A 22,796-nucleotide genomic window follows, 5' to 3' on the forward strand; every position below is an offset into this window, starting at 1 on the left:
CCCTCCGCTTCGATGAACGATCCCGGTTTCATGGGGGGAACCCAGCGCATGCAGAGCAACGATCGTTCCGGAGCCGCGCATGCCACCCCGCAGGACGGGATCAGCGGGGACGCGATCCGCCGCCACCTGATCGAGCAGATCGCGCGCCGCTCCAGGACCACGGCCGCCGAGGTCGACCCCGACCGCCCGCTCGAGGAGTTCGGGCTGGCGTCCCGGGACGCGGTCGCGATCGCCGGCGAGCTGGAGCAGATGCTCGGCCGCTCCCTCCCGGCCACCCTCGTCTGGGAGCACCCCACGATCAACAAGCTGTCGGTCGCGCTGGCGGGCGGCGCCGCCGGGGAGCCGGCGCCCGAACCCGAGCCGGTCCGCGCGGCGGCGGCCGGCGACGAGCCGATCGCCGTCGTCGGCATCGGCTGCCGCTTCCCCGGCGGCGACCGCGACCTGACCGGCCCCGCCGACTACTGGCGCTTCCTGACCGGGCGCGGCGACGCGATCCGCGAGGTGCCGGACGGCCGCTGGGACCCGTTCGACGACGGCTCCCCCGAGGTCGGCGACCTGCTCGGCAGGACCACCCGGCTCGGCGGCTTCCTGGACGACGTCGCCGCGTTCGACGCGCGGTTCTTCGGCATCACGCCGCGCGAGGCCGCCGTCATGGACCCGCAGCAGCGGCTCGTCCTCGAAGTGGCGTGGGAGGCGTTCGAGCACGCGGGCATCGCCCCGGCGTCGCTGCGCGGCACCCGCACCGGCGTGTTCGTCGGGGTGTCCACGCCGGAGTACGCGGCGTTCACCGCGTCCGACCTGGCGTCCCTGGAGCCGTTCACGGCGACCGGCGCCGCGCTCAGCATCATCGCGAACCGGCTGTCGTACCTGCTCGACCTGCGCGGCCCCAGCATGATCGTCGACACGGCGTGCTCGTCGTCGCTGGTGTCCACGCACCTCGCCGTCCAGGCGCTGCGCAGCGGCGAGGCCGACGTGGCGCTCGCGGGCGGCGTGAACCTGCTGCTGTCGCCGACCGTCACGATGACGTTCGACCTCGCGGGCGGGACGGCGGCGGACGGGCACTGCAAGGCGTTCGACGCGTCCGCCGACGGCATGGTCCGCGCGGAGGGCTGCGGCGCCGTCGTCCTGAAGCGCCTGTCGGACGCGCAGCGGGACGGCGACCGCGTCCTCGCCGTCGTGCGGGGCTCCGGAGTGAACTCCGACGGGCGCTCCAACGGCCTCGTCGCCCCGAACTCCGAGGCGCAGCGCGCCCTGCTCCGCGACGTCTACGCTACCGCCGGCATCGACACGCGCGAGGTCGACTACATCGAGGCCCACGGGACGGGGACGTTCCTGGGCGACCCGATCGAAGCGAAGTCGGTGGGCGAGGTCCTCGGCGCGGGACGCGACGACGACGCGCCCCTGCTGCTGGGCTCCGCCAAGTCGAACCTCGGCCACATGGAGTCCGCGGCGGGCATCGCCGGGCTCATCAAGGCCGTCCTCGCGCTGCATCACCGCGTCATCCCGCCCAGCGCGCACTACAAGGAGCCCAACCCGCACATCCCGTTCGACGAGCTGCACCTCGCGGTCGTCGCGGAGGAGACGCCGTGGCCCGTCAGGGGCCACCCGGCGCGCGCGGGCGTGTCCGGGTTCGGCTTCGGCGGGACCAACGCGCACGTCATCCTGGAAGAGGCGCCCGCGCAGGAGACCGCCGCCCACCCGGCCGTCATCCGGACGTTCCCCCTGTCGGACACCAGCGACGACCGCGTCCGCGACCACGCGGCCCTTCTCGCCGAATGGCTCCAGGCCGAGGACGGCGTGCGGCTCGCCGACGTCGCCCGCACCCTGCACCGCCGCGCCGGCCGCGGCCGGGCCCGCGCCGCCGTCGCCGCCAGGGACCGCGCGGGCCTCGTCGAGGGGCTCACCGCCCTCGCCGAAGGCCGCCCCCACCCCGGCGTCGTGACGGGTTCCGCGCTCGGCGTGCCGGGCCGTCCCGTGTGGGTCTTCTCCGGGTACGGGGCGCAGCGCGCGGGCATGGCGCAGCGCCTGCTGGAGGAGGAGCCCGCGTTCGCCGAGGCCATCGACGACCTGGACGGCCTGTTCGCCGAGGAGGGCGGCCCCGACCTGTGGGCGCTGCTCGAAGAGGGCCGCAAGCCGGACGGGCCGGCCGCCGCCATGCCGGTGCTGTTCGCCGTCCAGATCGGCCTGGCCCGCATGTGGAAGTCGTACGGCGTCACGCCCGGCGCCGTCGTCGGCCACTCGATGGGCGAGGTCGCGGCGGCCGTCGTCGCCGGCGCGCTCACGCTGGAGGACGGCGTCCGCGTCATCTGCCGCCGCTCCCGGCTGCTGACGCGGCTCGTCGGCGGCGGCGCGATGGCCGTCCTCGGCGCGTCCGCGGACGAGGTCGCCCGGCTCGCCGACGGCCTCCCCGAGGTGTACGCGGCCGTGCACTCCTCCCCGAAGCAGACCGTCGTCACCGGCGACGCCGCCCAGGTCGCCGAGGTCGTCAAGCGCGCCGAGGCCGAGGGGCGCCTCGCCCGCACGGTGCAGGCCGAGGGGGCGGGCCACTCGCCGCAGGTCGACCCGCTGATCCCCGAGCTGCGCGACCAGCTCGCCGGGGTCGGCGCCGAACGCGGCGTCCCCCTCGCCGACGGCATCGCGTTCTACACCACGGCGCTGGACGACCCCCGCGCCTACCTCGGGTCGGACGCGGCGCTCGGCGCCGGGCACTGGGCCGCGAACCTGCGCAACGCGGTGCGGCTCACCGACGCGGTGTCCGCCGCCGCCGAGGACGGCTTCCGGACGTTCGTCGAGATCAACGCGCACCCGATCCTCGCCCACGCGGTCGGCGAGACCCTCGACGGGACGGGCGCGCTCGTCACCCACACCCTCAAGCGGGCGCGCAAGGGCGAGGAGACCGACGACACGCTGACGTTCCACGCGCAGCTCGCGACCCTCGCCGCCCACGGCCACACGGTCGCGGCCCCGGCGGACGGGCGCATCGTCGACGTCCCGCAGTCGCCGTGGCGGCACGAGCGGCACTGGGTCGACCTCTCGCACCGCGCATCGGGCCGGAGCGACGAGCACCCGCTGCTCGGCGCGCATGTCGAGATGCCCGGCGAGGACCGCCACGCCTGGCGCGCCGACGTCGGGCTGGAGGCCCAGCCGTGGCTGCGGGACCTGACCGTCCACGGGCTGCACGCGCTACCGGTCGCCGCGTTCGCGGAGATGGCGCTCGCCGCCGGGGCGACCGCGCTCGGCACCGACGACGTCCGCGTCAACAGCCTGTGGATGGAGCGGCCGCTCGCCCTCGGCGGGCACACGACCGTGACCACGACGTTCACCGAGGCGGAGCAGCGGGTCGAGATCCACGCGCGGACGCCCGCCGGCACGTGGGCGCGGCTGGCCAGCGCGGACGTCGGCGCCGACCACCGCGCCCCCGCGGCGCCCGAGCCCGGCGCGGCCACCGAGATCGCCGCCGCCGAGCGCGGCAGCCGCCACTACCGGCTGCACCCCGAGGTCTTCGACCGCTGCCTGTCCGCGCTGTCGGACGAGGCGAACGGCTCGGCGGACGACGGCGAGGGCGGCGTCTGGCTGGCCGAGACCATCGGCAGCCTCCGCGTCTACGGCCCGACCCACCGCGGCGGCCACGTCCAGGCGGCGGTCGTCCGCGACGAGGAGGGCGTCACCGGCTCCCTCACCCTCCTGTCGGCGGACGGCGGCGTCCTCGCCGAGGCGACCGGCATCGTCCTGCGCCGCGCGGACCGCCCCGACATCCCCGTCCCCCTGGCCGACAAGCTCGTCGAACTCCGCTGGGACGAGTCGCCCCTCCCCGGCCACGACCCCGCGCACGCCGGCGAGCGCGCGGACGCCGACGCCGGCCGCGACGGCGGCTCCGGCGGGACGTGGCTGATCCTGTCCGAAGAGGACGACGCGCTGGCCGCCGCGACCGGCGCCGGACTGGAGGAGCGCGGCAAGCACGTCATCCGGCACCGGGTGACGAACCGGCCCCCGGACGGCCATCCGGCCATGGACGAACCGGTCGAAGGCGTCGTCCTCGTCCCCTCCGCCGGTCTCGTCGACGAGGACCTCGTGCTCGCCGTCGCCGGCGTGAGCCGCTCGCTGCCGGACGGGCCGCGCCTCTACGTCGCGACCCGCGGCGCGCTCCCGCTGAACGGCGAGGCGGGGCTGCCCGGCCACGCCTTCGTCAGCGCGCTCACGCGCGTCCTCGCGTTCGAGCGGACCGCGCAGCGGGCCACCCACGTGGACGTCGACCGGCCGCAGGACCTCGTCGCGGAACTGCTCGCCGGCGGCGACGCCCGCGAGGTCGCCTGGCGCGGCGGCGCCCGGTACGCGGCGCGGCTCGGGCGGGCGGAACTGCCGGAGACGGAGGGCGGGAAGAAGCGGATCGTCCGGCGCGGCGGCGCCTACATCGTCACCGGCGGGTACGGCGGCATCGGCCTCGTCACCGCGCGGCTGCTGGCCGAGCGCGGCGCGGGCCGGATCGTGCTGTCCGGGCGGAGCGGCCCCGGCGCCGACGCCGAGAAGGTGATCGCGCGCCTCCGGGAGAGCGGCGTGGACGTCGGCGTCGTGCTCGGCGACATCGCCGCGCCCGGCACCGCGGAGCGGCTCGTCGCGGTCGCCCGGGAGGGCGGCGCGCGGCTGTGCGGCGTCGTGCACGGCGCCGGCGCGATCGACGACCGGCTGATCGCCGACCTCGGCCCGGACGATCTCCACAGGGTGTGGACGGCGAAGGTCGAGGGCGCGCGCCGGCTCAGCGAGGCGGTCCGGGACCTCGACCTCGACTGGTTCGTCGCGCACTCCTCCGCCGCGGCGCTGCTCGGCTCGCCCGGCCAGGGCGCCTACGCCGCCGCGAACGCCGCCGTCGACGCGCTGATGGCCCACCGGCGCGCCCGCGGGCTGCCCGGCACCACCGTCAACTGGGGCACCTGGTCGCAGGTCGGCGGGGCCGCCGAGACCGCGGTGACCGTCATCGACCCGATCAGCCCGGCCGAGGGCGCGGAGGCGCTCGAAGCGCTGCTCGCCCACGACATGGCGGCGACGGGCGTGCTGCGGTTCGACCCGGTCACGGCGGTGGGCCTCTTCCCCGAGATCCGCGACATGCCGTACTTCGCGGCGCTCACCGAGGCGGCCGCCGAGGCCGGCGCCGCCGACGCGGGCGACTGGCCCGGCGTGGCGGCGCTCAAGGACCTCGACCCGGCCACCGCCCGCAAGATGATCGCCGCGCGGGTCCGGCACCGGATCGCGGCCGTCCTCGGCTTCGACCCGCAGCGCCTCGACCCGGCCGTCCCGCTCACCGACCTCGGCCTCGACTCGCTCGTCGCGGTCCGCATCAAGAGCGGCGTCGAGCACGACCTCGGGCTGACCGTCCCCGCGTCGGTCCTCCTGCAGGGCGCCAGCGTGAACGTGTTCGAGGAGTGGGCGGCGGGCGAGCTCGGCCTGTCCGGCGCCCCGGCCCCCACCGCCGTCTCGAACGCCGAGTCCGGGTACGTCATGCCGCGCGACGCCGCCGAGCGGCTCGCGGTCCGCATCTTCGAGGACGTCCTCGGCCTCGACCGCGTCGGCGTCACCGCCGACTTCTTCGCCGACCTCGGCGGGCAGGAGCACCAGGCCGACCAGGTCGTCGCGCTCGTCTGCGCCGAACTGGGCGCCGAGGCCACCCGCGGCGAGCTGTTCGAGGTCCCGACGGCGGAGAACGTCGCCGAGTACATCCGCGCCGCGGACGAGGAGGCGGCGCGGCAGACCGTCCGCCCGCTGAAGCCCTCCGGGACCCGGCGGCCGATCTTCATCGCGCACCCCGCGGGCGGCACCACCGCCTGCTACCGGCAGCTCGTCGACCTGCTCGGCGACGACCAGCCGGTGTACGGGCTGGAGCGGTTCGAAGACGCGCCGTCCGTCGAGGAGCGCGCCGCCCGCTACGTCCGGCACCTGCGGGAGGCGCAGCCCGAGGGCGCGTTCCGGCTCGGCGGCTGGTCGTTCGGCGGCGTCCTCGCCTACGAGACCGCCCGGCAGCTCACCGCGGCCGGCCGCGAGGTCGAGTTCGTCGCGCTGTTCGACGCGGGCCTGCCGCTGCCGGTGGACGACGAGTCCGACACCCTCGCCCGCCGCTTCTCCGCGTTCGCCGACTACATCAACGAGACCTACGGCCTGGACGTCACCCTCACCTACGAGGAGCTGTCCGGCCTGGACGAGGAGGCCCAGTTCGCGCTCGTCATGGAGCGCGCGGCGCCGCTCGTGGACTACATCCCGCCGGCGGCCCTCACCCACCAGCTCACGTCGCACCAGGACACGCGTTCCCTGGAGGCGTACCGGCCCGAGCCGTACGACGGCAGGGTCATCCTTTACCACGCGCCCGAGGAGACCCCCTGGGCCGTCCGGGATGCCCGCTACGTGCTCGACGGGACCAACGGTTTCGGCGGGCTCTGCTCCGACCTGGAGATCGTCACGATCCCCGGGGCGCATCACCTCAACCTGCTCGACCCGCCGGGTGTGGAGGTTCTCGCCGCGCACCTGGAGGGCCGGCTGGCCGGACGGCGGGAGAGCGACGCCGTCCTCACGTCAACCACGGCCCGCTGAGGGCCCAGCCGAACCCCGTCGTTCCACGGAGGACACCCATGGCCCACCCTGGCTCGTCCCATGAGCTGCTCGACGCCGTCCGCGCCGGCGCGAGCGGCCCCGAGCTGCAGGAGATCGACCTGCCGACCCGTTTCCGCGCCGCGTTCACCCTCAAGGACGAGGTCGGCATCTTCGAGGGCCAGGCCGACAAGGACGTGCGCCGCTCCATGCACGTCGGCGAGGTCGAGATGCCCGAGCTGGCGCCCGACGAGTGCGTCGTCGCGGTGATGTCGGCCGCGATCAACTTCAACACGGTCTGGTCGGCGATCTTCGAGCCGGTGCCGACGTTCGCGTTCCTGGAGAAGTTCGGCCGGCAGGGCTGGTACGGCGCCCGGCACGACCTGCCGTACCACATCCTCGGGTCGGACGGCGCCGGCGTCGTCGTCCGCACCGGTGCGGGCGTGAAGCACTGGAAGGTCGGCGACAAGGTCGTCCTGTCCCCGTCCTACGTGGACGAGGAGGACCACGGCTCCTACGACGACGGCATGATGTCGGAGACCCAGCTCGCGTGGGGCTTCGAGACGAACTTCGGGGCGCTCGGCGAGTACTGCATCGTCAAGGCCAACCAGCTGATCCGCAAGCCCGCGCACCTCACCTGGGAGGAGGCGGGCTCCAACACGCTCTGCGCCGCCACCGCCTACCGGATGCTCGTCGGGACGCACGGCGCCCGCATGAAGCAGGGCGACGTCGTGCTGATCTGGGGCGCGACCGGCGGGCTCGGCTCGTTCGCGACGCAGCTCGTCAAGAACGGCGGCGGCATCCCGGTCGGCGTCGTGTCGTCGGACGAGAAGGCCGACCTCGTCCGGGCGCAGGGCTGCGAGCACGTCATCAACCGCAACGAGCTGAACCTCGGCGAGCAGGGCATGCGGCACCCGAAGGCCGGCCGCATCCTCGGCGAGGCGATCCGCGGCCTCGTCGGCGAGGACCCCGGCATCGTGTTCGAGTACCTCGGCCGCGAGACGTTCGGCGCGTCCGTCTACGTCGCCAAGCGCGGCGGCAAGATCGTCACGTGCGGGTCGTCCACCGGCTTCAAGCACGAGTACGACAACCGGTTCCTGTGGATGCGGCTCAAGAGCATCATCGGCTCGCACGGCTTCAACTACCACGAGGCCGTCGAGGTGAACCGCCTGATCGGCCTCGGGATGATCCACCCGACGCTGTCCCGGTCGTTCCCGCTGGAGCAGGCCGCCGAGGCGACCCGCGCGGTCCAGACGAACCAGCACGTCGGCAAGGTCGCCGTCCTGTGCGGCGCCGCCGAGGAGGGCCAGGGCGTGGACGACCCGGCCCTGCGCGAGAAGATCGGCGAGGAGAAGCTCGGCCTCTACCGCCGCTGAACCGCCCGTACCGCCCGTCCGCGGACGGCAGAACGCCCGCCGGTCATGCTCCGGCGGGCGTTCATCGTCCCGGCGCGTCGCCGCGCCGGGGCGCGGTCAGGAACCGACCAGCCTGGCGTAGACGATCAGGTTGTCCTTGTAGTGGCCGATCTTCGGGTCGAACGCGCCGCCGCACGTCACCAGCCGCAGGGACGCGTGGTCGAGCGACTCGCCGAACACCTTCTTGTGCGGGAAGGCGTCCTTGTCGACCCGCTGGGCCTTCTGCACGGCGAACGTCGCGGTGGAGCCGTCCTTGCGGCCCACCTGGATCTTGTCGCCGGGCTTCAGCTCCTTCAGCCGGTAGAACACCGCCGGCTTGCCGTTGGCGTCGACGTGGCCGAGGATCACCGCCGGGCCGATCTCGCCCGGCGTGACGCCCTCCTCGTACCAGCCGGCCAGGTTCGGCTTGCTCAGCGGCGGCTCCTCGACGCGCCCGTCGGGCAGCAGCCCGATCGAGCCCACCGGGGCCGACACGCCGATCTTCGGGATGGCGATCTTCGTCGGCGGCGACTGCGTCATGGGATGGACGTTGGACGCGGGCGTGGTCGCGCCGGTCGGCTGCGCCGCGGCGGGCTCGGGGGTGCCGGACGCCGCGGCGTCCCCGCCCCCGTCGCCCCCGCAGCCGCTGAACAGCAGTCCGATGAGCAGCGCGCCGGCCGCCGCGCCCGCGGCGCGGCGGCCGGCGGCCGATGCAGGCAGTTCCGGCAACGTTACGACCGCTCCCGGACCGTCCGGCGGCGCAGCGCGACCGCGCCGAGGCCGGCGGCCATCAGCACGCCCCAGCCGGCGGCCAGCAGCGGCGCGGACGAGTTCCCGCCGCTCATGTACATGCTGCCGTCACCGGTGTCGATGCGGCCGGACGGGATCTTCGGCGTCTTCGGCTTCATCGTGCCGCCGCCGCCGTTGCCGCCGCCGTTCCCGCCCTTGTCGGGCCGGGTGCTGTAGCTGACCGACCCGTAGCCCTTGCAGGCGACCGTGGCGGTCGTCGGGTCCGGCAGCTTGCTGCGGAACGTGCCGGTGGCCGTCCAGGTGTCGTCGCCGGTCTTCTTCACCGGCAGCGGGTTCTGCGTGTAGCCGTTGCCGGTGATGACGACCGACGTCGGGCAGGTCACGGTGAACGTCGTCTTGTAGCCCGGCGCGACGCGCAGGCTGGACAGCTTCACCTTGTCGTAGCCGAACTTGAACGCCGGCTTCGTCGGCGTCGGGCTCGGGCTGGGCGACTCGCTGGGGTCGCCGCCGGGCTCGTCACCGGGGCCGGCCGCGACCCACCGCAGCTTTCCGTTCTCGTCCGGCTTGCACACCATGGGCGTGCCCTTGGTGGTCTTGCCGGTGTCATTGAGCGTGTCGCAGAACGCACCGGGGGTGACCGGGTCCGGGGTGGCGAGTGCGGGCGCCGCCATTCCGAGCATCATGGAGCCCGCAGCGATTCCCACCGCAGCCAGCCGACTTGCGCGCATTGCCCTTCTCCTCTGTTCGGGGCTCTTCGCGTTCCCGGGCGAAGCGTGACGTGCCCGTGCATTGGCGGGGAATGTGCCGCGGGCCGGCGGCTGGCATGCAGGGCACTCGTGATACGGGCGCCAGGGAGACCGAAGAGAATGATGAGGCAGCAGCCTAGCCCGGTTCTGTCGGAACACGAGTCAAGAATGGCCGGTCAGCGGCTTAATGGCCGGACATGGTCATCAACGGGCCTTGCGTAAACCCCTTCTCGCACTTACGCGACCCGAGCGCGGTTTACGTCTGCTGATCAGCAAGGATGACACAGGGTGAAATGGCCATCGCCCCTTGACGGGATCTTCTGTTCCGTTTGAAGGCGGTTGAAAAATGAACCATGGCGGCGCCGGAGATGATTCCTCATGGCGCCGGCGGCCGCCGCGCCGTCCGCCGGTGGACGCCGCTCAGGTGGGCAGCGGCCGTTCGTCGACGACGTGCTTCATCACGAGCGTGGAGTTGAGCCGCTGCACGCCGGGAAGCGCACTCAGCACGTCGTCCTCCAGCTCCTGGTACGCGGTCAGATCGGCGGTCACGATGCGCAGCAGGTAATCGGGGTCGCCGAACAGCCGCTGCGCCTGGACGACCTCCGGTACGCGGGCCACCGCCTCCTCGAAACCGAGCAGCGTCTCCCGGTCCTCCTGCCGCATGGTGACGAAGACGAGCGCCTGGAACGTCAGCCCGAGAGCGGCGGCGTCGACGACCGCCCGGTATCCGCGAATGGTGCCGCTGCGCTCCAGTTCCCGCAGCCGCCGGTGGCACGGCGAGACGCTCAGCCCGACCCGCGCCGCCAGATCCGTGATCGTCAGGCGGCCGTCCTCCTGGAGTACCGCAAGGATTTTCCGGTCGATCGCGTCCATAAAGAAAATCCTTCCAAGGCCCCGGTGAGTCAGCGCCAAATACGGGAACACTTTCGGGTCCATCAAAAATACCCTTCCCCCATGGCGGCTACGGGAGGGGAAATCATGGCGGCCGGTTCCGTGCTCGCCTTCTGGGCGGTCGCGCTGCTGCTCATCGCCGTTCCGGGCGCGGACTGGGCGTTCACCCTCGGCGCCGGCGTGCGGAGCCGCTCCGTCGTGCCCGCCGTGGGCGGCCTGGCCGCCGGGTACGCCGCCGTGACCCTCGTCGTCGCGGCGGGCGTCGGCGCCCTGGTCGCCGGCTCGCCGTCCGTCCTGGGCGCCCTCACCCTCGCCGGCGGCGCCTACCTGATGTGGCACGGCGCGACGACCTTCGCGCGCACGGCCGGGCCCGATCCGCAGGCGGCGTCCGGCGCCGGCTGGCCGGTGTTCCTGCGCGGCATGGGCGTGAGCGGGCTCAACCCCAAGGGCCTGCTTATCTTCCTGGCCCTGCTGCCCCAGTTCACCGACCCCCGCGGGGACTGGCCCGTCGCCGGCCAGATCGGCGTCCTCGGCCTGACGTTCACGGCCACCTGCGCGGCCTTCTACCTCTGCCTGGGGATCCTCGCCCGGACCGTCCTGGACGGGCACCCGGCCGCGGGCCGCCTCACCGCCCGCCTGTCCGGCGCCGCGATGACCGCCCTGGGGGCCTACCTGGTCCTAGAGCACTTCCTCGCCTGATGTCGCCTCGACGCAGGAGTCCAGATAGGGGCCGAGTTCACGGGCGACGGTCGTCAGGGGGCGGACGCTCTGCTCCGCCTTGGCCATCAAGATCGCGCCCTCCAGTGCGCTGACCATCAGGATCGCCAGCGCACCGGCCTTGCGGGACGGGACGCCCATCGCGGCCAGCTCCCGGGCGATCGGGCGGCGCCAGGACGCGAACGCGGCGGCCGCGGCGGCCTGCGTGGAGGCGACGGACTCGGCGCAGTCGACGGTCGCCGCCGCCACCGGGCAGCCGCCCGCGAACCCCGCCGACCGGTACTCGTCCGTCCACTGCCGCACCATCGCCGCGAAGAGCCCTCCGGGGGTGGGGCGGGACAGCTGCGCCACGAAGCGGTCGATGCGCCCGGCGGCATAGCGTCCGGCCCACTCCACGGCCTCGTTCACCAGCTGCTCCTTGCCGCCGGGGAAGTAGTGCTGCAGCGACCCGCGCGGCGCGCCCGCGTGGGCGGCGACCTCGCGCAGCCCCGTGGCGGTGACCCCGTCCCGGCGGATGAGCTGCGCGGCGCTGAAGACCATGCGCTCCCGAGGATCTCGGTCGTCCATTTCCGGCTTCACCTGGACCATTATCATGACCGCTGTCATAATCGGCAAGGTCGGACCGTCCCCGCGTGTGCTCCGCCGCCACCCCTGGCGGAGCACGGATCAGCCCGGAACCGGAGGCGAAGGTGGACACGAACGTCGGATTCATCGGACTCGGCGTCATGGGGCGGCCCATGGCGCTCAACCTGGCCCGCGCGGGGACCCGCCTGATCGTCTGGAACCGCACCCCCGCCAGGTGCGGCGAGCTGCGCGCCGCGGGCGCGGCCGTGGCGTCCGGCCCGGCCGAGGCGTGCCGGCGCGCGGACGTGGTGCTCCTCATGCTGGCCGACGCCCCCGCCATCGACGCGACCCTCGGGCGGGGCACCCCCGGCTTCGCGGCGAACGTCGCGGGCCGCGTGATCGTCCACATGGGAACGACCTCGCCGGAGTACTCCCGCGGCCTGGAAGCCGACGTCCGCGCGTCCGGCGGCCGCTACGTCGAGGCCCCCGTGTCCGGCTCGCGCGGGCCTGCCGAGACGGGCGACCTGGTCGCGATGCTGGCCGGCGACCCCGCCGCCGTCGACGCCGTCCGCCCCCTGATGGCGCCCATGTGCAGCCGGACGTTCGTCTGCGGGCCCGTCCCGCAGGCCCTCCAGATGAAGCTCGCGGTCAACCTGTTCCTGATCACGATGGTCACCGGCCTGGCGGAGGCGTTCCACTTCGCCGACCGGCACGGCCTGGACCGGCGGCGCCTCCTGGACGTCCTGGACGCCGGGCCGATGGCCAGCGCCGTCTCCCGCGCCAAGGCCCGCAAGCTCCTGGCCCGCGACTTCTCCGTGCAGGCGTCCATCACCAACGTCCTGGACAACAACCGCCTGATCGCGGAGGCCGCCCGGCGGGCGGAGATCGCCTCACCCGTTCTGGACGCCTGCCACGCCCTCTACCGCGAGACCCAGGCCATGGGCCACGGCCCGCTCGACATGGCCGCGGTCATCCACGCGATCGCCGCCCGGACCGACGACGGAAGGTCCGCGGCGGCCGGCGCGCCGGTGCAGGGCTGAATCACGCGCCGCGGAGCTCCCGGCCGTCCGGTGCGACGGGGCGTTCGCCGGCCACGATCGCCGCGGCGAGCGCGATCCGGTGGTCCTTCGTCCAGGGCGGCCCGAGCGCGGCACGCGGGCCGTGCAGGACCTCGTCCGCGTGCTCGGCGAGGATCTCGGCCGCCTGCCTCTCCACGGCGCCGGCGTCGAAGAGGTGGACGGCCCAGCCGCGCGCACGCGCCTGCTCGGCCAGGATCTGCCGGTACATGACGGAGTCCGCCCGCGACTCGTACGGGGCGCGGCGCAGGACGGCGATGTCGTCGGGGAAGTCGAGCGGCCAGGCGCGCAGCGAGATGGAGAGGACCGGGCCGGGCAGGCCGGAGGCGAGTTCGTCCAGCGAGGCCGACGTCGCGCGGGCGGCCGACGCCCGTACCCTCCGCACGAGGTCCGCGGCCGCCGCGTCGTCGAGGCGCGCGCTCTCGTAGTGGATCGGCGCCGCCGGCAGGCCCGGCTCGACCAGCCGGATCCTCCGGCGGTCCGCCACCTGCCGGCCGGCCGCCGTGACCGCGACGGCCCAGCCGAAGTGATGGGCCACCCCCACGCGCATGGCCCCGATTATGTCCCCGTCCGCGCCCGGCCACCACGCCGGCCGAGGCGGCTCCGGGCGGCCCGCCGCCATGCCGGTCGCGGCGGTTTTCTAGCGGTCCTCCGGGATGTCGGCGAGGGGGCGCCCGACGATCTTCTGGAGGCTGGTGACGTACTCGTCGAACGCGTGCCGCCCCTCCGGGGTGAGCTTGAACCAGGTGCGGGGGCGCTTGCCGACGTAGCCCTTGCGGATCTCGACGTAGCCGGCCCTCTCCAGCGCGCTCGCGTGCTTGGACACGACCGAGTCGCTCATCTCCAGGCTGTCGCGGACGAACGCGAACTCGGCCTCGGTCGCGGTGGCCAGCAGCGCGACGATCTGCAGGCGCGCCGGCGTGTGGATCACCGGGTCGAGGTTCACCGGACCACCTTCCCGGCCAGCCGCGCCAGCACCAGGTCCTCCGCCCAGCGGGTGGTCGCCAGCGCGTAGCCGGCGGTGACGGCGCCCGCGATCGCCTTCTGCCAGACCGCCGAGCCGGTGAACACGCCGGCGGCGAGCGGGACCGCGCCCCAGACGGCGAAGAGGGAGGCGATCCAGAGCGCCATCAGGGCGGCGGCCTTCGGCGTCCACGCGCGCGGGCGGAACTTGATGCGGATGCGGGCGGAGAGCGCGCCGACGAGCGCGCCGATCCCCGCGACGGCCGCCACCGAGAGGGCGATCCGCGCCGCCCCGTCCGCCTCGGCGGCGATCGCGGCGGCCGTGCCGAGGGAGACGACGCCCGGGACGTACCAGAGCGGGAGCCGCTGCCCGGCGTAGGCCCGCTGCTGCGTCCGCTCGATCGCGGCGAGGGCGTCGGCGGGGTCGGTGAACTCGTTCATGGGGCCTGCTTCCCTGAGAAGTACTTGCCGCTATGGAAAGTACTTTCTACTTTCCGCTGCGTCAAGTACTTGCCGGGGAGGGCCTGGGTCCGGCGGGACCGGGGCGGGGCCGCCGCGTTCGGGCGCGCGATGTCAGGGAAGGCGTTTCCGACGTGTCGGTTCTTTGTCATTCGGTCGGCCGAAGCTGGTCGAAAGTCGACCTAGACTTTGCGCCCGGGCATCCCACGGGTCATGATTTGCCTCACACAGATCCCATAAGTAACTAATTACCCCCTGTGTACGGCGCGCAACGCTGGGGGACGGAGCAGGGGAGGTTCTGTGGCGAACGACGGTTCGACCACTAACGGGCGCCCGTGGGCGGATCTGCCCAGGGAACTGGCGGACCACATGCGGCCGCACCTCGACGAGGTCGCGGACGACATGATCCAGGAGATCCAGACGCGCGTCAGGGAGTACGACCGCCCCGGAGACGGCTCCTACTCTGGCACCCTGCGGCTGGCCGTCGAGCGCGTCCTCCACTACTTCGTGGACCGGGTGGCCGACCCGGCGCACGATCCCGCCCCCGTGACGGACTTCTTCCGCGCCATCGGCCGCGGCGAGGCCGGCGAGGGCCGCAGCCTCGACGCCATGCAGACCGCGATGCGGGTCGGCGGCATGGTGGCGTGGCGGCGGCTGACCGAGGGCGCCGAGGCGCTGGGGGTGTCGCCGCGCACGCTCGGCGCCGTCGGCGAGGTGCTGATGCAGTTCCAGGACGAGCTGGCGCACGCCGCCGCCGAAGGGTTCTCGCAGGCCAAGGCCGCCGTCGCGGGCGAGATGCAGCGCCGCCGCAAGCGCCTGCTGGACCTGCTGTTCGCCGACCCGCCGGCCGCGCAGGAGGCGATCGCCGACCTCGCCGCCGCCGCGCACTGGCCCATCCCGCGGACGATCGCCGCGGTCGCGCTCGGCCGGCACCACCAGGACTCCCGGCAGCCCGCGTTCCCGCCGGACGTGCTCGCCGACCTCACCCGCCGCACCCCCAGCCTGATCATCCCCGACCCGGACGGCCCCGGCCGCGCCAAGCTCGTCGACCGCGCGCTGGCCGGGACGCTCGCCGTCGTCGGCCCGACCGTCCCGCTGATGGAGGCGGCCCGCTCCATCCAGTGGGCGCGCAAGACGCTGTGCCTCGTCCAGCGCGGCGTCATCGAGGCGGAGAGCGGCGTGATCCGCAGCGTGGAGCACATGTCCACGCTGATCCTGTTCCAGGACGAGGGGCTCATCACCTCGCTCGCCGACCTGCGCCTCGCGCCGCTCGCGCACCTGCGGCCGAGCCAGCAGGACCGGCTCGCCGAGACGCTGCTGGCCTGGCTGCAGTCGGGCCGCAACGCCAACGAGGTCGCGATGCGGCTGCACGTCCACCCGCAGACCGTCCGGTACCGGCTCCGCCAGCTTGAGGAGCTGTTCGGCGACCAGCTGCTCGACCCGGACCTGCGCTTCGACCTGGAGATCGTGCTGCGCGCCCGCGCCCTGCTCGCCGACAACGCGGGGGAGCGGATCATCCCGCCGTCCCGCGAGGCGGTCGGCGACTCCGGCGAGGTCGTCAGCTTCCGCCGCTCCTAGTTCCGCCGCGACGCCCGCAGGCGCTCGGCGGTGGCGACGCGTTCGGCGAGCCGGGTCTGCGCGTCGCAGAGCAGCCACAGCTCGCCCTCGTCCGATGCGACGATCTCCTCAAGGCAGCCGTTGAGGAGCTGGTAGTCCGACAACTGGGTGATCCGGGTGGCCCGCAGGCCCTTGTCCGAGCGTTCGCTGTGCCAGCCGGGCATGCACATGATCACCGACATCGTCCGGGGCTCCCTCGGTCGGTCTATGGTAGGTCTACCATAGGGCTACCACGCACCGCCCACAACGCGTTCGGCGGAACCCCGGAACGGTGCCGCGACCGGTGGGATCTGTACGGTGTGAGGTCAGTGCACTGACCCGGAGCAGGATCTGGTATGCCGCGACCCCCCACGAAGGCACAGGTGATCTCCAACGCGCTCGCCGCCCGCATCGTCGAGGGCGAGCTGGATCCGGGCGCCTGGCTGCCGTCCGAGCGGCGGCTCGCGAGCGAGTACGGCGCCGACCGCTCCACCGTCCGGCGGGCGCTGCGGATGCTGGCCGAGGCCGGCCTCGTCCAGCTGCGGCACGGCGCGGGCGCGCAGGTCCGGGCGGCGCCGAAGGTGCGGCGCGCGGCCGCCGACATCACCCGGCAGGTCGGCGAGTGGCGCGGCTTCCACGTGTCGGCGCAGAAGGACGGGCGCCGGCCGTTCACGCGGACCACCGTGACCGAGGTCGAGGCCGACGAGCGGCTCGCGCCCCGGCTGGACGTCCCCGTCGGGACGCGGGTGCTGGAGCGGGCGCGCGTCCAGGGCGTCGAGGGGGAGCCGCCCGTCCAGACGGCGACGACCTGGATCATCCCCGAGATCGTGGAGCGGATCCCGGTGCTGCGCGAGGTCAACACGGGGCCGGGCGGCCTCTACTCGCGGCTGGAGGAGGCGGGCCGCCGGATCACGTTCGAGGAGTCGGTGACGTGCCGGCTCCCGCGCGCGGACGAGCAGGAGACGCTGCGGATCGGCCCCGACCAGCCCGTCCTGACCCTGTGGCGCCGCGCCTACGACCAGGACGACCGCGTCATCGAGGTCACCCACCGGGTGGTGGTCGGCGACCGGCACGAACTCGTCTACCGCTACGGGTCGGGAGCGTGAGCATGAGCCGGGACGCGAACGACGAGCCCGCGGTCCGCCAGGTCGGCACCCGCGTCGTCTACGAGAACCCGTGGATGGTCGTCCGGGAGGACGAGGTCGAGCGGCTGGACGGCTCGCGCGGCATCTACGGCGTCGTCGACAAACCCGACTTCGTGCTGGTCATCCCGCTGGAGGGCGACGGGTTCCACCTCGTCGAGGAGTACCGGTACCCGATCGGGAAGCGCACGTGGAGCTTCCCGCAGGGCTCGCTGCCCGGCCGCCGGGACGCCGACCCGGAGGAGCTGGCCCGCCGCGAGCTCGCCGAGGAGACGGGCCTGCGCGCCGGGAGGCTGAAGCACCTCGGGCGCCTGAACTGCTCGCACGGGACGAGCGGGCAGGGCTTCAACATCTTCGTGGCGTCCGACCTGGCGGCCGGGGAGGCCGACCGGGAGCCCGAGGAGCAGGACATGCGGCAGAAGTGGTTCTCCCGCGCCGAGTTCAGGGCGCTGATCCGGGAGGGCCGGATCACCGACGACTCGACGATCGCCGCCTACGCCCTGCTCCTCATGGACGAGACGGACTGACGCAGTCCGCCGTCTCGTCGACGGGCCGCCGCCCAAGGATCTCCCGGGCCTCGGCCCGCGACAGGTTGGCGCTCATGGCCGGCTCGTCCCCGTCGAGCTCGACCGCGATCCGGCGCAGCGCGCAGCTGCGCGCCGGTTCGGGCAGCGCGTCCAGCGCGGGCACCGCGTCGGCGGACAGGTTCCGCAGGTACGGGACGTCGATCTTGCCGGTCTCCGCGTACCGGGCGACGTTGTGCTCGGCGATGAACCGGTCGGGGTTGAGCACCGCGAGCAGGATCATCGCGATCGCCCCGCCGGCGGCGACGGCGCGCGGCAGCCAGGCGACCCGGCCCTTGACGACGCCGGCGACCGCCACGAGCACCACGACGAACCCGAGCCACAGCTCGAACGCGTGCACCCACAGCCGCAGCCTCGTCCAGCCGAAGGTCTGCTCGTACAGGTAGAGCCGGCGCAGGGCGACGGCGACGACGACGAGCGTCAACGCGCACAGCAGCCCGAGCAGCCCCCGGACCAGGCCGCGGCTGCCTTCCGGCGCGTACCGCTTCGCGACCGCGACGACCGCCAGCACCAGCACGGTCACGATGACGAGCTGGAAGAACCCCTGCCTGGCGTACTCGGCGTACGTGAGGCCGGTCGAGCGCAGCAGCGCGTCCTTGTCGTCGGCGAGGAAGACCCCGGCCTGGATGGCGCAGAACACCAGGAACAGCAGGTCGAGCGCCGCGATCGGCACCGCCCACGACCACCGCCCGGCGGGCTTTCCGGGCTCCGGGCTCAGCAGCCGCAGCGGCGGCGGCGCCTGCCCGAGGTACGCGCCGGCGGACGCCAGCGCCAGCGTCGCGGCGCCCGCGAACCCGTACACGACGACCGAGGCGGCCGACACCTCGGGGACGAGCCCGGCGGCGAGGCTGCCGAAGGCGGCGTCCGCCCCGACGAACAGCCCGCCGAACACCGCGACGAGCCCGGCCGCGATGGCGCCCGTCCTGATGACCGGCCACGCGTTGCCCTTCTCGGACGTCACCGCCCCGTACGCGCCGCGCGCGGCCCACGGCAGCATGGCCCCGGCCGCGGGCACGACCGCGAGCCCGCCGAACAGGACCTCCGGCCACGACCTCCCGCCGGACGCCGCGTACGAGCCGAGCGCGACGGCGAGCAGCAGCGCGGGAACGACGACCCACTCCGCCTCCCGCACCGCCGCGATCGCCGGCAACACGACGGCGAGCACCCCGAACACGATCGCGGTCCGGTTGACCCGCCGCTTGGGCCCGGACCGCACGATCCGCCCCGCCGACCAGGCCGAGGCCCCCGCCACGTAGGCGACGGCCGCGCCCGCGATCACGACGCCGACCCCGAGCAGCCCTTCCCGCAACTGCGGCCCGACCGCGACGGCCCCGATCACCCCGGCGACGAGAACCCCCGCCACGAGCGACGCCGACATGGGCCGCGCGGGCCGCTTCCACGCCCGGAAGGCCTTCTCGATCTTGGTCGGCTGATAGGCGAACTGCGGCGGCGCGTACCCGGCCGGCACCCCGTAAGGCACACCCTGGCGCGCCGGCTGCCCCTGGTAAACCACCCCGGGAGGCGCAAACCCGCCCCCTACCGCGTGCCCACCACCCGGCATGGCCCTCGGTACGGCGGCTTCTACCGGCTTGCCGCCGGATTCACTCGGTTCTCCGGGCGGCTTCTCGGCGGGGTCCGTGGGCGGGGTGGTCATGCGGGTTCTCCGATGTTCGGGGGGATCATGACGCGGATGCGGCAGCCGCTCGGGGTGTCCAGGACGGTGATGTCGCCGCCGTGCAGGTCGGTGGCCCAGCTGGCGATGGCGAGGCCGAGCCCGGTGCCGCCGCCCGGCGTCCCGGGTCCGGACACCGAGCCGCGCGAGAAGCGCTCGAACACGCGGGCGCGCTCCTCGGGCGGTATGCCGGGTCCCTCATCGGCCACTTCGATGACCAGACCGCCGGGCTGGTTCGCGGGACGGGCGGTGACGGTGATGGGACGCCCGTCCGGGCCGTGCCTGGCGGCGTTGTCGAGCAGGTTCGCGACGACCTGGTGGAGCCGGTCGCGGTCGGCGACGGCCCGCAGGCCGGGCGTCACGTCGGTGGCGAACTCGGCCTCGGGGTGGCTCGCGCGGGCCTCGGCCGCGACGTCGTCCACGAACGCGGCGACGTCGATGTCCGCGAGGTCCAGGACCGCCGCGCCCGCCTCGGCCCGCGACAGGTCGAGGAGCTGGGTGACGAGGCGCCCGAGCCGCTCGGTCTGGTCGAGCGCCGATTCGAGGACCTCGGGCGTGGCGGGCGTGACCCCGTCCGCGACGTTCTCCAGGACGGCCCGCAGCGCGCTGATCGGCGTGCGCAGCTCGTGCGACACGTTGGCGACGAACTCGCGGCGCTGCCGCTCGACCTCGGCGAGGTCGGCGGCCATCCGGTTGAACGCCTGCGCCAGCTCGCCGACCTCGTCCCGCGACGTGGCCCGCACCCGGCGGCTGTAGTCGCCGCGCGCCATCGCCCGCGCCGCGGCCGTCATCTCCCGCAGCGGCGCGGTCATCCCGTGCGCGAGCAGCTGGATCACCCCCAGCGAGATCAGCACGCCGACCGGCATCGTCTGCCGCGCCCGGAACCCCAACGGATAGCCCCACAGGACGATCAGCACGGCGACGCACGCGGTGACCACGACCACCACGCCGAACTTCACCTTGATCGACCGGAGCGGGTCCAGCGGCCGGGGCAGCCGCGCCCACAGCCTGTGGACGACGGGGGTCACGGCGCGACCTCCAAGCTGTAGCCGACGCCGTGCACGGTCCGGATCAGCCCCTGCCCCAGCTTCCTGCGCAACGCCTTGACGTGGCTGTCGACGACCCGGGTCCCGGACGCGTCCGCCCAGTCCCACACCTGTTCCAGCAGGACCGCGCGGGTGAGCACCGCCCCCTGGTTGCGCAGCAGGCAGGTGAGCAGATCGAACTCGGTCGGCGTGAGGTGCACCTCGCGCCCGTCGCGGCGGACCCGCCGGGCCCGCTCGTCGACCTCGAGCGCTCCGACCCGCTTCGCCCCGCCGGGCGCCGCGTCCATCGCGGGCCGCTCGACCCGCCGCAGCACCGCCCGGATGCGGGCGACCAGCTCCCGCATGCTGAACGGCTTGGTCACGTAGTCGTCGGCGCCGACGCCGAGCCCGACCAGCAGGTCGGTCTCGTCGTCCCGCGCCGTCAGCATGAGCACCGGCACGGGACGCTCCGCCTGCACGCGCCGGCACACCTCCAGGCCGTCGAACCCGGGCAGCATCACGTCCAGCACGATGAGATGCGGCTCGTAGCCGCGCGCCCGCTCGACGGCCGAGGGCCCGTCCCCGGCCACCTCGACGCCGAAGCCCTCGGCCGCCAGACGGTCCGCCACGGCCCGCGCGATGGTCGGCTCGTCCTCGACCACCAGCACCCGAGTCTCGTTCGCAGTCACGCCCCAGACTCTAAGAGCCCGCTATGCACACAACGAGCCCGAATTGTGCAGGACTCGTGAAGATCGCCCCCACCCCCACGACATCGCCCCACCCCGCTCGTACCGGGGTTCCAGGGGAGTCGCCCCTTGGGTTAGCACAGCCGCTTCTTGGACGAGCACGATCAAACCCTCTTGGACCAGATCTGAGCCGTGGCCACCGACCGAAGCGGCGGCCACGGGCATGCCCGCGCGACGCAGGCGACCGCAGCGACCCCGCACACGCCCGTCACAGGCACGACAGACCGCAACAAAGGAGCGAGGATCGCCTGCGTCGCTAACGGGGGTTCCAGGGGGTCGCCCCCCTGGACTAACAGGGCCCTATGGGCCACAGGTGCACTGGGACGTTGTCGCGTGTTCGTTCTGCGTATGAGCGGGTCATCATGCGAAGGGCGTCGTGGCGCGGGGTGCCGTAGGACTCCTCTATGGCGTCGACGGTGGCGATCTGCCAGGCGGCGCCGGTCTGGCCGGTGACGCAGCGGCGTTCGATGATGCCGAGGAGGCGGTCGCGGCGGGCCGGGTCGACGCCCCAGCGGTCGAGGCCCTCGTGGGCGAGGGGCAGGAGTTTGCGGAGGACGAGTTCCGCGGCGGGGACTTCGCCCATGCCGGGCCAGTAGAGGGTGGCGTCGAGGCCGTCGCGGGCGGCGCGGTGGAGGTTCTCTTCGGCGGTGGCGAACGACATGCGGGTCCAGACGGGCCGGTCGGCCTCGGCGAGCATGCGGACGACGCCGTAGTAGAAGGCGCCGTTGGCGACGACGTCGGCGGCGGTCGGCCCGGCGGGCAGCACGCGGTTCTCGACGCGCAGGTGGGGGCGGCCCTTCACGACGGCGTAGATGGGGCGGTTCCAGCGGTAGATGGTCCCGTTGTGGAGGGTGAGTTCGCCGAGTTCGGGGATGCGGCCGGCGTCGAGGACCTCGCGGGGCTCCTCGTCGTCGCAGAGCGGCAGCAGTGATGGGAAGTAGCGGGTGTTCTCCTCGAACAGGTCGAACACGGACGTGATCCAGCGTTCGCCGAACCAGACGCGGGGGCGGACGCCCTGCGTCTTCAGCTCGTCGGGACGGGTGTCGGTGGCCTGTTCGAACAGGGTGATCCGGGTTTCGTGCCAGAGCCGGTGCCCGAACAGGAACGGCGAGTTGGCGCCGACGGCGACCTGGGCGCCCGCGATGGCCTGGGCGGCGTTCCAGTAGGCGCCGAACTGGTCGGGGCTGACCTGGAGGTGGAACTGGACGCTCGTGCAGGCGGCCTCGGGGATGATCGTGTCGGCGTGCATGCGCAGCGGCTCCGGGCCGTCGATGTCGATGCGCATCTCCTCGCCGCGCGCGGCGAAGATCTGGTCGTTCAGCATCTTGTAGCGGGCGTTGGACGAGAGGGTCTCCTCGCCGATGTCGGAGCGCCGCAGCGTCGGCAGGATGCCGATCATGACGAGGCCGCCGCCGACCTCGCGGGCGCGGCCGTCAGCGTGTTCCAGGTGGTCGCGGACCTCCGTCTCCAGTTCGCCGGTGCTCTCCCCGCCGAGTTCGCGGGGCGGAATGTTGATCTCCAGGTTGAACTGGCCGAGCTCCGTTGCCCAGGCCGGGTCGGCGATCGCTTTGAGGACATCCGCATTGCGCATTAGCGGATCGCCGATCGCGTCGATCAGATTGAGTTCGATCTCCAGCCCGATGTGGGGGCGCTCGAAATCGAACTGGGATTCGCCCAGCATGCGGGCCAGCACGTCAAGGCACCTGCGTACCTTCTCGCGATACCGCCGCCGGTCCTCGCCACTGATGGTGACCGAAGCCACGTCCCTGCCCATGTGTCCGTCCCTGTGCTTCGGAGGAACCGTCATAAAACGGGATGTCCCGGTGAGGGAAGGTGAAAACCCGACATCGGTTTTCGGGCTCCCCGGGAGTGAGCGACGGATAACGTGTGCCCGGGAG

Annotated in this window: 19 protein-coding genes; 7 read left to right on the forward strand and 12 right to left on the reverse strand. The window is 73.6% G+C overall.

Annotation, left to right across the window (positions count from 1 at the left end):
- Positions 1–48 precede the first annotated feature (48 nt).
- A complete protein-coding gene (locus tag ACIWVC_RS08020) occupies positions 49–6,576 on the forward strand; it encodes an SDR family NAD(P)-dependent oxidoreductase (protein ID WP_396449404.1) in 6,528 nt (2,175 codons plus the stop codon).
- A gap of 38 nt (positions 6,577–6,614) precedes the next feature.
- A complete protein-coding gene (gene ccrA, locus ACIWVC_RS08025; protein ID WP_396449405.1) occupies positions 6,615–7,949 on the forward strand; it encodes a crotonyl-CoA carboxylase/reductase in 1,335 nt (444 codons plus the stop codon).
- A 96-nt stretch (positions 7,950–8,045) separates the two neighbouring features.
- Here the strand turns inward: ccrA and ACIWVC_RS08030 are convergent, their stop codons facing one another.
- The 3 genes from ACIWVC_RS08030 to ACIWVC_RS08040 all read right to left on the reverse strand — a co-directional run bounded on the left by ACIWVC_RS08030 (position 8,046) and on the right by ACIWVC_RS08040 (position 10,336).
- Positions 8,046–8,696 (reverse strand): class F sortase, encoded by a 651-nt coding sequence (locus ACIWVC_RS08030; protein WP_396449406.1) that lies wholly within the window; start codon positions 8,694–8,696, stop codon positions 8,046–8,048.
- Between the two features lie 2 nt (positions 8,697–8,698).
- Entirely contained in the window at positions 8,699–9,388 is a 690-nt protein-coding gene (locus tag ACIWVC_RS08035; RefSeq protein ID WP_396449407.1) for a hypothetical protein, read from the reverse strand.
- A 495-nt stretch (positions 9,389–9,883) separates the two neighbouring features.
- The gene (locus ACIWVC_RS08040; protein ID WP_163055243.1) at positions 9,884–10,336 is read right to left on the reverse strand and encodes an Lrp/AsnC family transcriptional regulator; all 453 of its coding nucleotides are present in this window, start codon (positions 10,334–10,336) and stop codon (positions 9,884–9,886) included.
- Positions 10,337–10,441: 105 nt separating this feature from the next.
- Between ACIWVC_RS08040 and ACIWVC_RS08045 the strand changes: the two genes are divergently transcribed.
- The gene (locus ACIWVC_RS08045) at positions 10,442–11,053 is read left to right on the forward strand and encodes a LysE family translocator (protein ID WP_396449408.1); all 612 of its coding nucleotides are present in this window, start codon (positions 10,442–10,444) and stop codon (positions 11,051–11,053) included.
- Here ACIWVC_RS08045 and ACIWVC_RS08050 read toward each other — a convergent pair.
- Complete coding sequence (locus ACIWVC_RS08050) at positions 11,033–11,650, reverse strand: TetR/AcrR family transcriptional regulator (RefSeq protein WP_396449409.1); 618 nt, start codon at positions 11,648–11,650, stop codon at positions 11,033–11,035. The genes ACIWVC_RS08045 and ACIWVC_RS08050 overlap by 21 nt on opposite strands.
- Positions 11,651–11,760: 110 nt before the next feature.
- Here ACIWVC_RS08050 and ACIWVC_RS08055 point away from each other — a divergent pair, with 110 nt between their 5' ends.
- Positions 11,761–12,675 (forward strand): NAD(P)-dependent oxidoreductase, encoded by a 915-nt coding sequence (locus ACIWVC_RS08055; RefSeq protein WP_396449410.1) that lies wholly within the window; start codon positions 11,761–11,763, stop codon positions 12,673–12,675.
- Between the two features lies 1 nt (position 12,676).
- Here the strand turns inward: ACIWVC_RS08055 and ACIWVC_RS08060 are convergent, their stop codons facing one another.
- The 3 genes from ACIWVC_RS08060 to ACIWVC_RS08070 form a co-directional block, all read right to left on the reverse strand.
- Entirely contained in the window at positions 12,677–13,261 is a 585-nt protein-coding gene (locus ACIWVC_RS08060; RefSeq protein WP_396449411.1) for a hypothetical protein, read from the reverse strand.
- Positions 13,262–13,351: 90 nt separating this feature from the next.
- Positions 13,352–13,657, reverse strand: coding sequence for a winged helix-turn-helix domain-containing protein (locus ACIWVC_RS08065; protein WP_396449412.1), 306 nt, complete (start codon positions 13,655–13,657; stop codon positions 13,352–13,354).
- Complete coding sequence (locus ACIWVC_RS08070; RefSeq protein ID WP_396449413.1) at positions 13,654–14,115, reverse strand: hypothetical protein; 462 nt, start codon at positions 14,113–14,115, stop codon at positions 13,654–13,656. Before ACIWVC_RS08070 ends, ACIWVC_RS08065 begins: the two co-directional genes overlap by 4 nt.
- 318 nt (positions 14,116–14,433) lie before the next feature.
- On the opposite strand from ACIWVC_RS08070, the gene ACIWVC_RS08075 reads away from it, so the two are divergent.
- On the forward strand, positions 14,434–15,711 hold the full coding sequence (locus ACIWVC_RS08075; RefSeq protein WP_396449414.1) for a helix-turn-helix domain-containing protein: 1,278 nt from the start codon (positions 14,434–14,436) through the stop codon (positions 15,709–15,711).
- Here the strand turns inward: ACIWVC_RS08075 and ACIWVC_RS08080 are convergent.
- On the reverse strand, positions 15,708–15,932 hold the full coding sequence (locus tag ACIWVC_RS08080; protein WP_396449415.1) for a hypothetical protein: 225 nt from the start codon (positions 15,930–15,932) through the stop codon (positions 15,708–15,710). The two genes, ACIWVC_RS08075 and ACIWVC_RS08080, sit on opposite strands and share 4 nt — an antisense overlap.
- A 153-nt stretch (positions 15,933–16,085) precedes the next feature.
- Here ACIWVC_RS08080 and ACIWVC_RS08085 point away from each other — a divergent pair, with 153 nt between their 5' ends.
- Both ACIWVC_RS08085 and ACIWVC_RS08090 read left to right on the forward strand, forming a co-directional pair.
- Positions 16,086–16,835 carry a GntR family transcriptional regulator gene (locus ACIWVC_RS08085; RefSeq protein ID WP_396449416.1) on the forward strand — a complete coding sequence of 250 codons (750 nt, stop codon included), beginning with the start codon at positions 16,086–16,088 and terminating at the stop codon, positions 16,833–16,835.
- Positions 16,836–16,837: 2 nt separating this feature from the next.
- A complete protein-coding gene (locus ACIWVC_RS08090; protein WP_396449417.1) occupies positions 16,838–17,398 on the forward strand; it encodes an NUDIX domain-containing protein in 561 nt (186 codons plus the stop codon).
- On the opposite strand, the gene ACIWVC_RS08095 is transcribed toward ACIWVC_RS08090, so the two are convergent.
- The 4 genes from ACIWVC_RS08095 to ACIWVC_RS08110 form a co-directional block, all read right to left on the reverse strand.
- Positions 17,379–18,923, reverse strand: coding sequence for a DUF4153 domain-containing protein (locus tag ACIWVC_RS08095; RefSeq protein ID WP_396449418.1), 1,545 nt, complete (start codon positions 18,921–18,923; stop codon positions 17,379–17,381). The genes ACIWVC_RS08090 and ACIWVC_RS08095 overlap by 20 nt on opposite strands.
- 182 nt (positions 18,924–19,105) lie before the next feature.
- Entirely contained in the window at positions 19,106–20,155 is a 1,050-nt protein-coding gene (locus tag ACIWVC_RS08100; RefSeq protein ID WP_396449419.1) for an ATP-binding protein, read from the reverse strand.
- The gene (locus ACIWVC_RS08105) at positions 20,152–20,841 is read right to left on the reverse strand and encodes a response regulator transcription factor (protein WP_396449420.1); all 690 of its coding nucleotides are present in this window, start codon (positions 20,839–20,841) and stop codon (positions 20,152–20,154) included. The genes ACIWVC_RS08100 and ACIWVC_RS08105 overlap by 4 nt, the downstream gene beginning before the upstream one ends.
- Positions 20,842–21,187: 346 nt before the next feature.
- Positions 21,188–22,591: a glutamate--cysteine ligase gene (locus tag ACIWVC_RS08110; RefSeq protein WP_396453955.1), complete on the reverse strand. Its 1,404-nt coding sequence runs from the start codon at positions 22,589–22,591 to the stop codon at positions 21,188–21,190.
- Between the last annotated feature and the right edge of the window lie 205 nt (positions 22,592–22,796).

Origin of the sequence: Actinomadura sp. (assembly GCF_044508335.1) — a bacterium.
GTDB lineage: Bacteria > Actinomycetota > Actinomycetes > Streptosporangiales > Streptosporangiaceae > Spirillospora.

What these genes read in the sequence shown, in the direction of transcription:
- ACIWVC_RS08035 (WP_396449407.1), bottom strand. Translation starts at nt 9,388, where the DNA reads ATGGCGGCGCCCGCACTCGCCACCCCGGACCCGGTCACCCCCGGTGCG.
- ACIWVC_RS08080 (WP_396449415.1), bottom strand. Translation starts at nt 15,932, where the DNA reads ATGTCGGTGATCATGTGCATGCCCGGCTGGCACAGCGAACGCTCGGAC.
- ACIWVC_RS08020 (WP_396449404.1), top strand. Translation starts at nt 49, where the DNA reads ATGCAGAGCAACGATCGTTCCGGAGCCGCGCATGCCACCCCGCAGGAC.
- ccrA (WP_396449405.1), top strand. Translation starts at nt 6,615, where the DNA reads ATGGCCCACCCTGGCTCGTCCCATGAGCTGCTCGACGCCGTCCGCGCC.
- ACIWVC_RS08045 (WP_396449408.1), top strand. Translation starts at nt 10,442, where the DNA reads ATGGCGGCCGGTTCCGTGCTCGCCTTCTGGGCGGTCGCGCTGCTGCTC.
- ACIWVC_RS08085 (WP_396449416.1), top strand. Translation starts at nt 16,086, where the DNA reads ATGCCGCGACCCCCCACGAAGGCACAGGTGATCTCCAACGCGCTCGCC.
- ACIWVC_RS08090 (WP_396449417.1), top strand. Translation starts at nt 16,838, where the DNA reads ATGAGCCGGGACGCGAACGACGAGCCCGCGGTCCGCCAGGTCGGCACC.
- ACIWVC_RS08040 (WP_163055243.1), bottom strand. Translation starts at nt 10,336, where the DNA reads ATGGACGCGATCGACCGGAAAATCCTTGCGGTACTCCAGGAGGACGGC.
- ACIWVC_RS08060 (WP_396449411.1), bottom strand. Translation starts at nt 13,261, where the DNA reads ATGCGCGTGGGGGTGGCCCATCACTTCGGCTGGGCCGTCGCGGTCACG.
- ACIWVC_RS08070 (WP_396449413.1), bottom strand. Translation starts at nt 14,115, where the DNA reads ATGAACGAGTTCACCGACCCCGCCGACGCCCTCGCCGCGATCGAGCGG.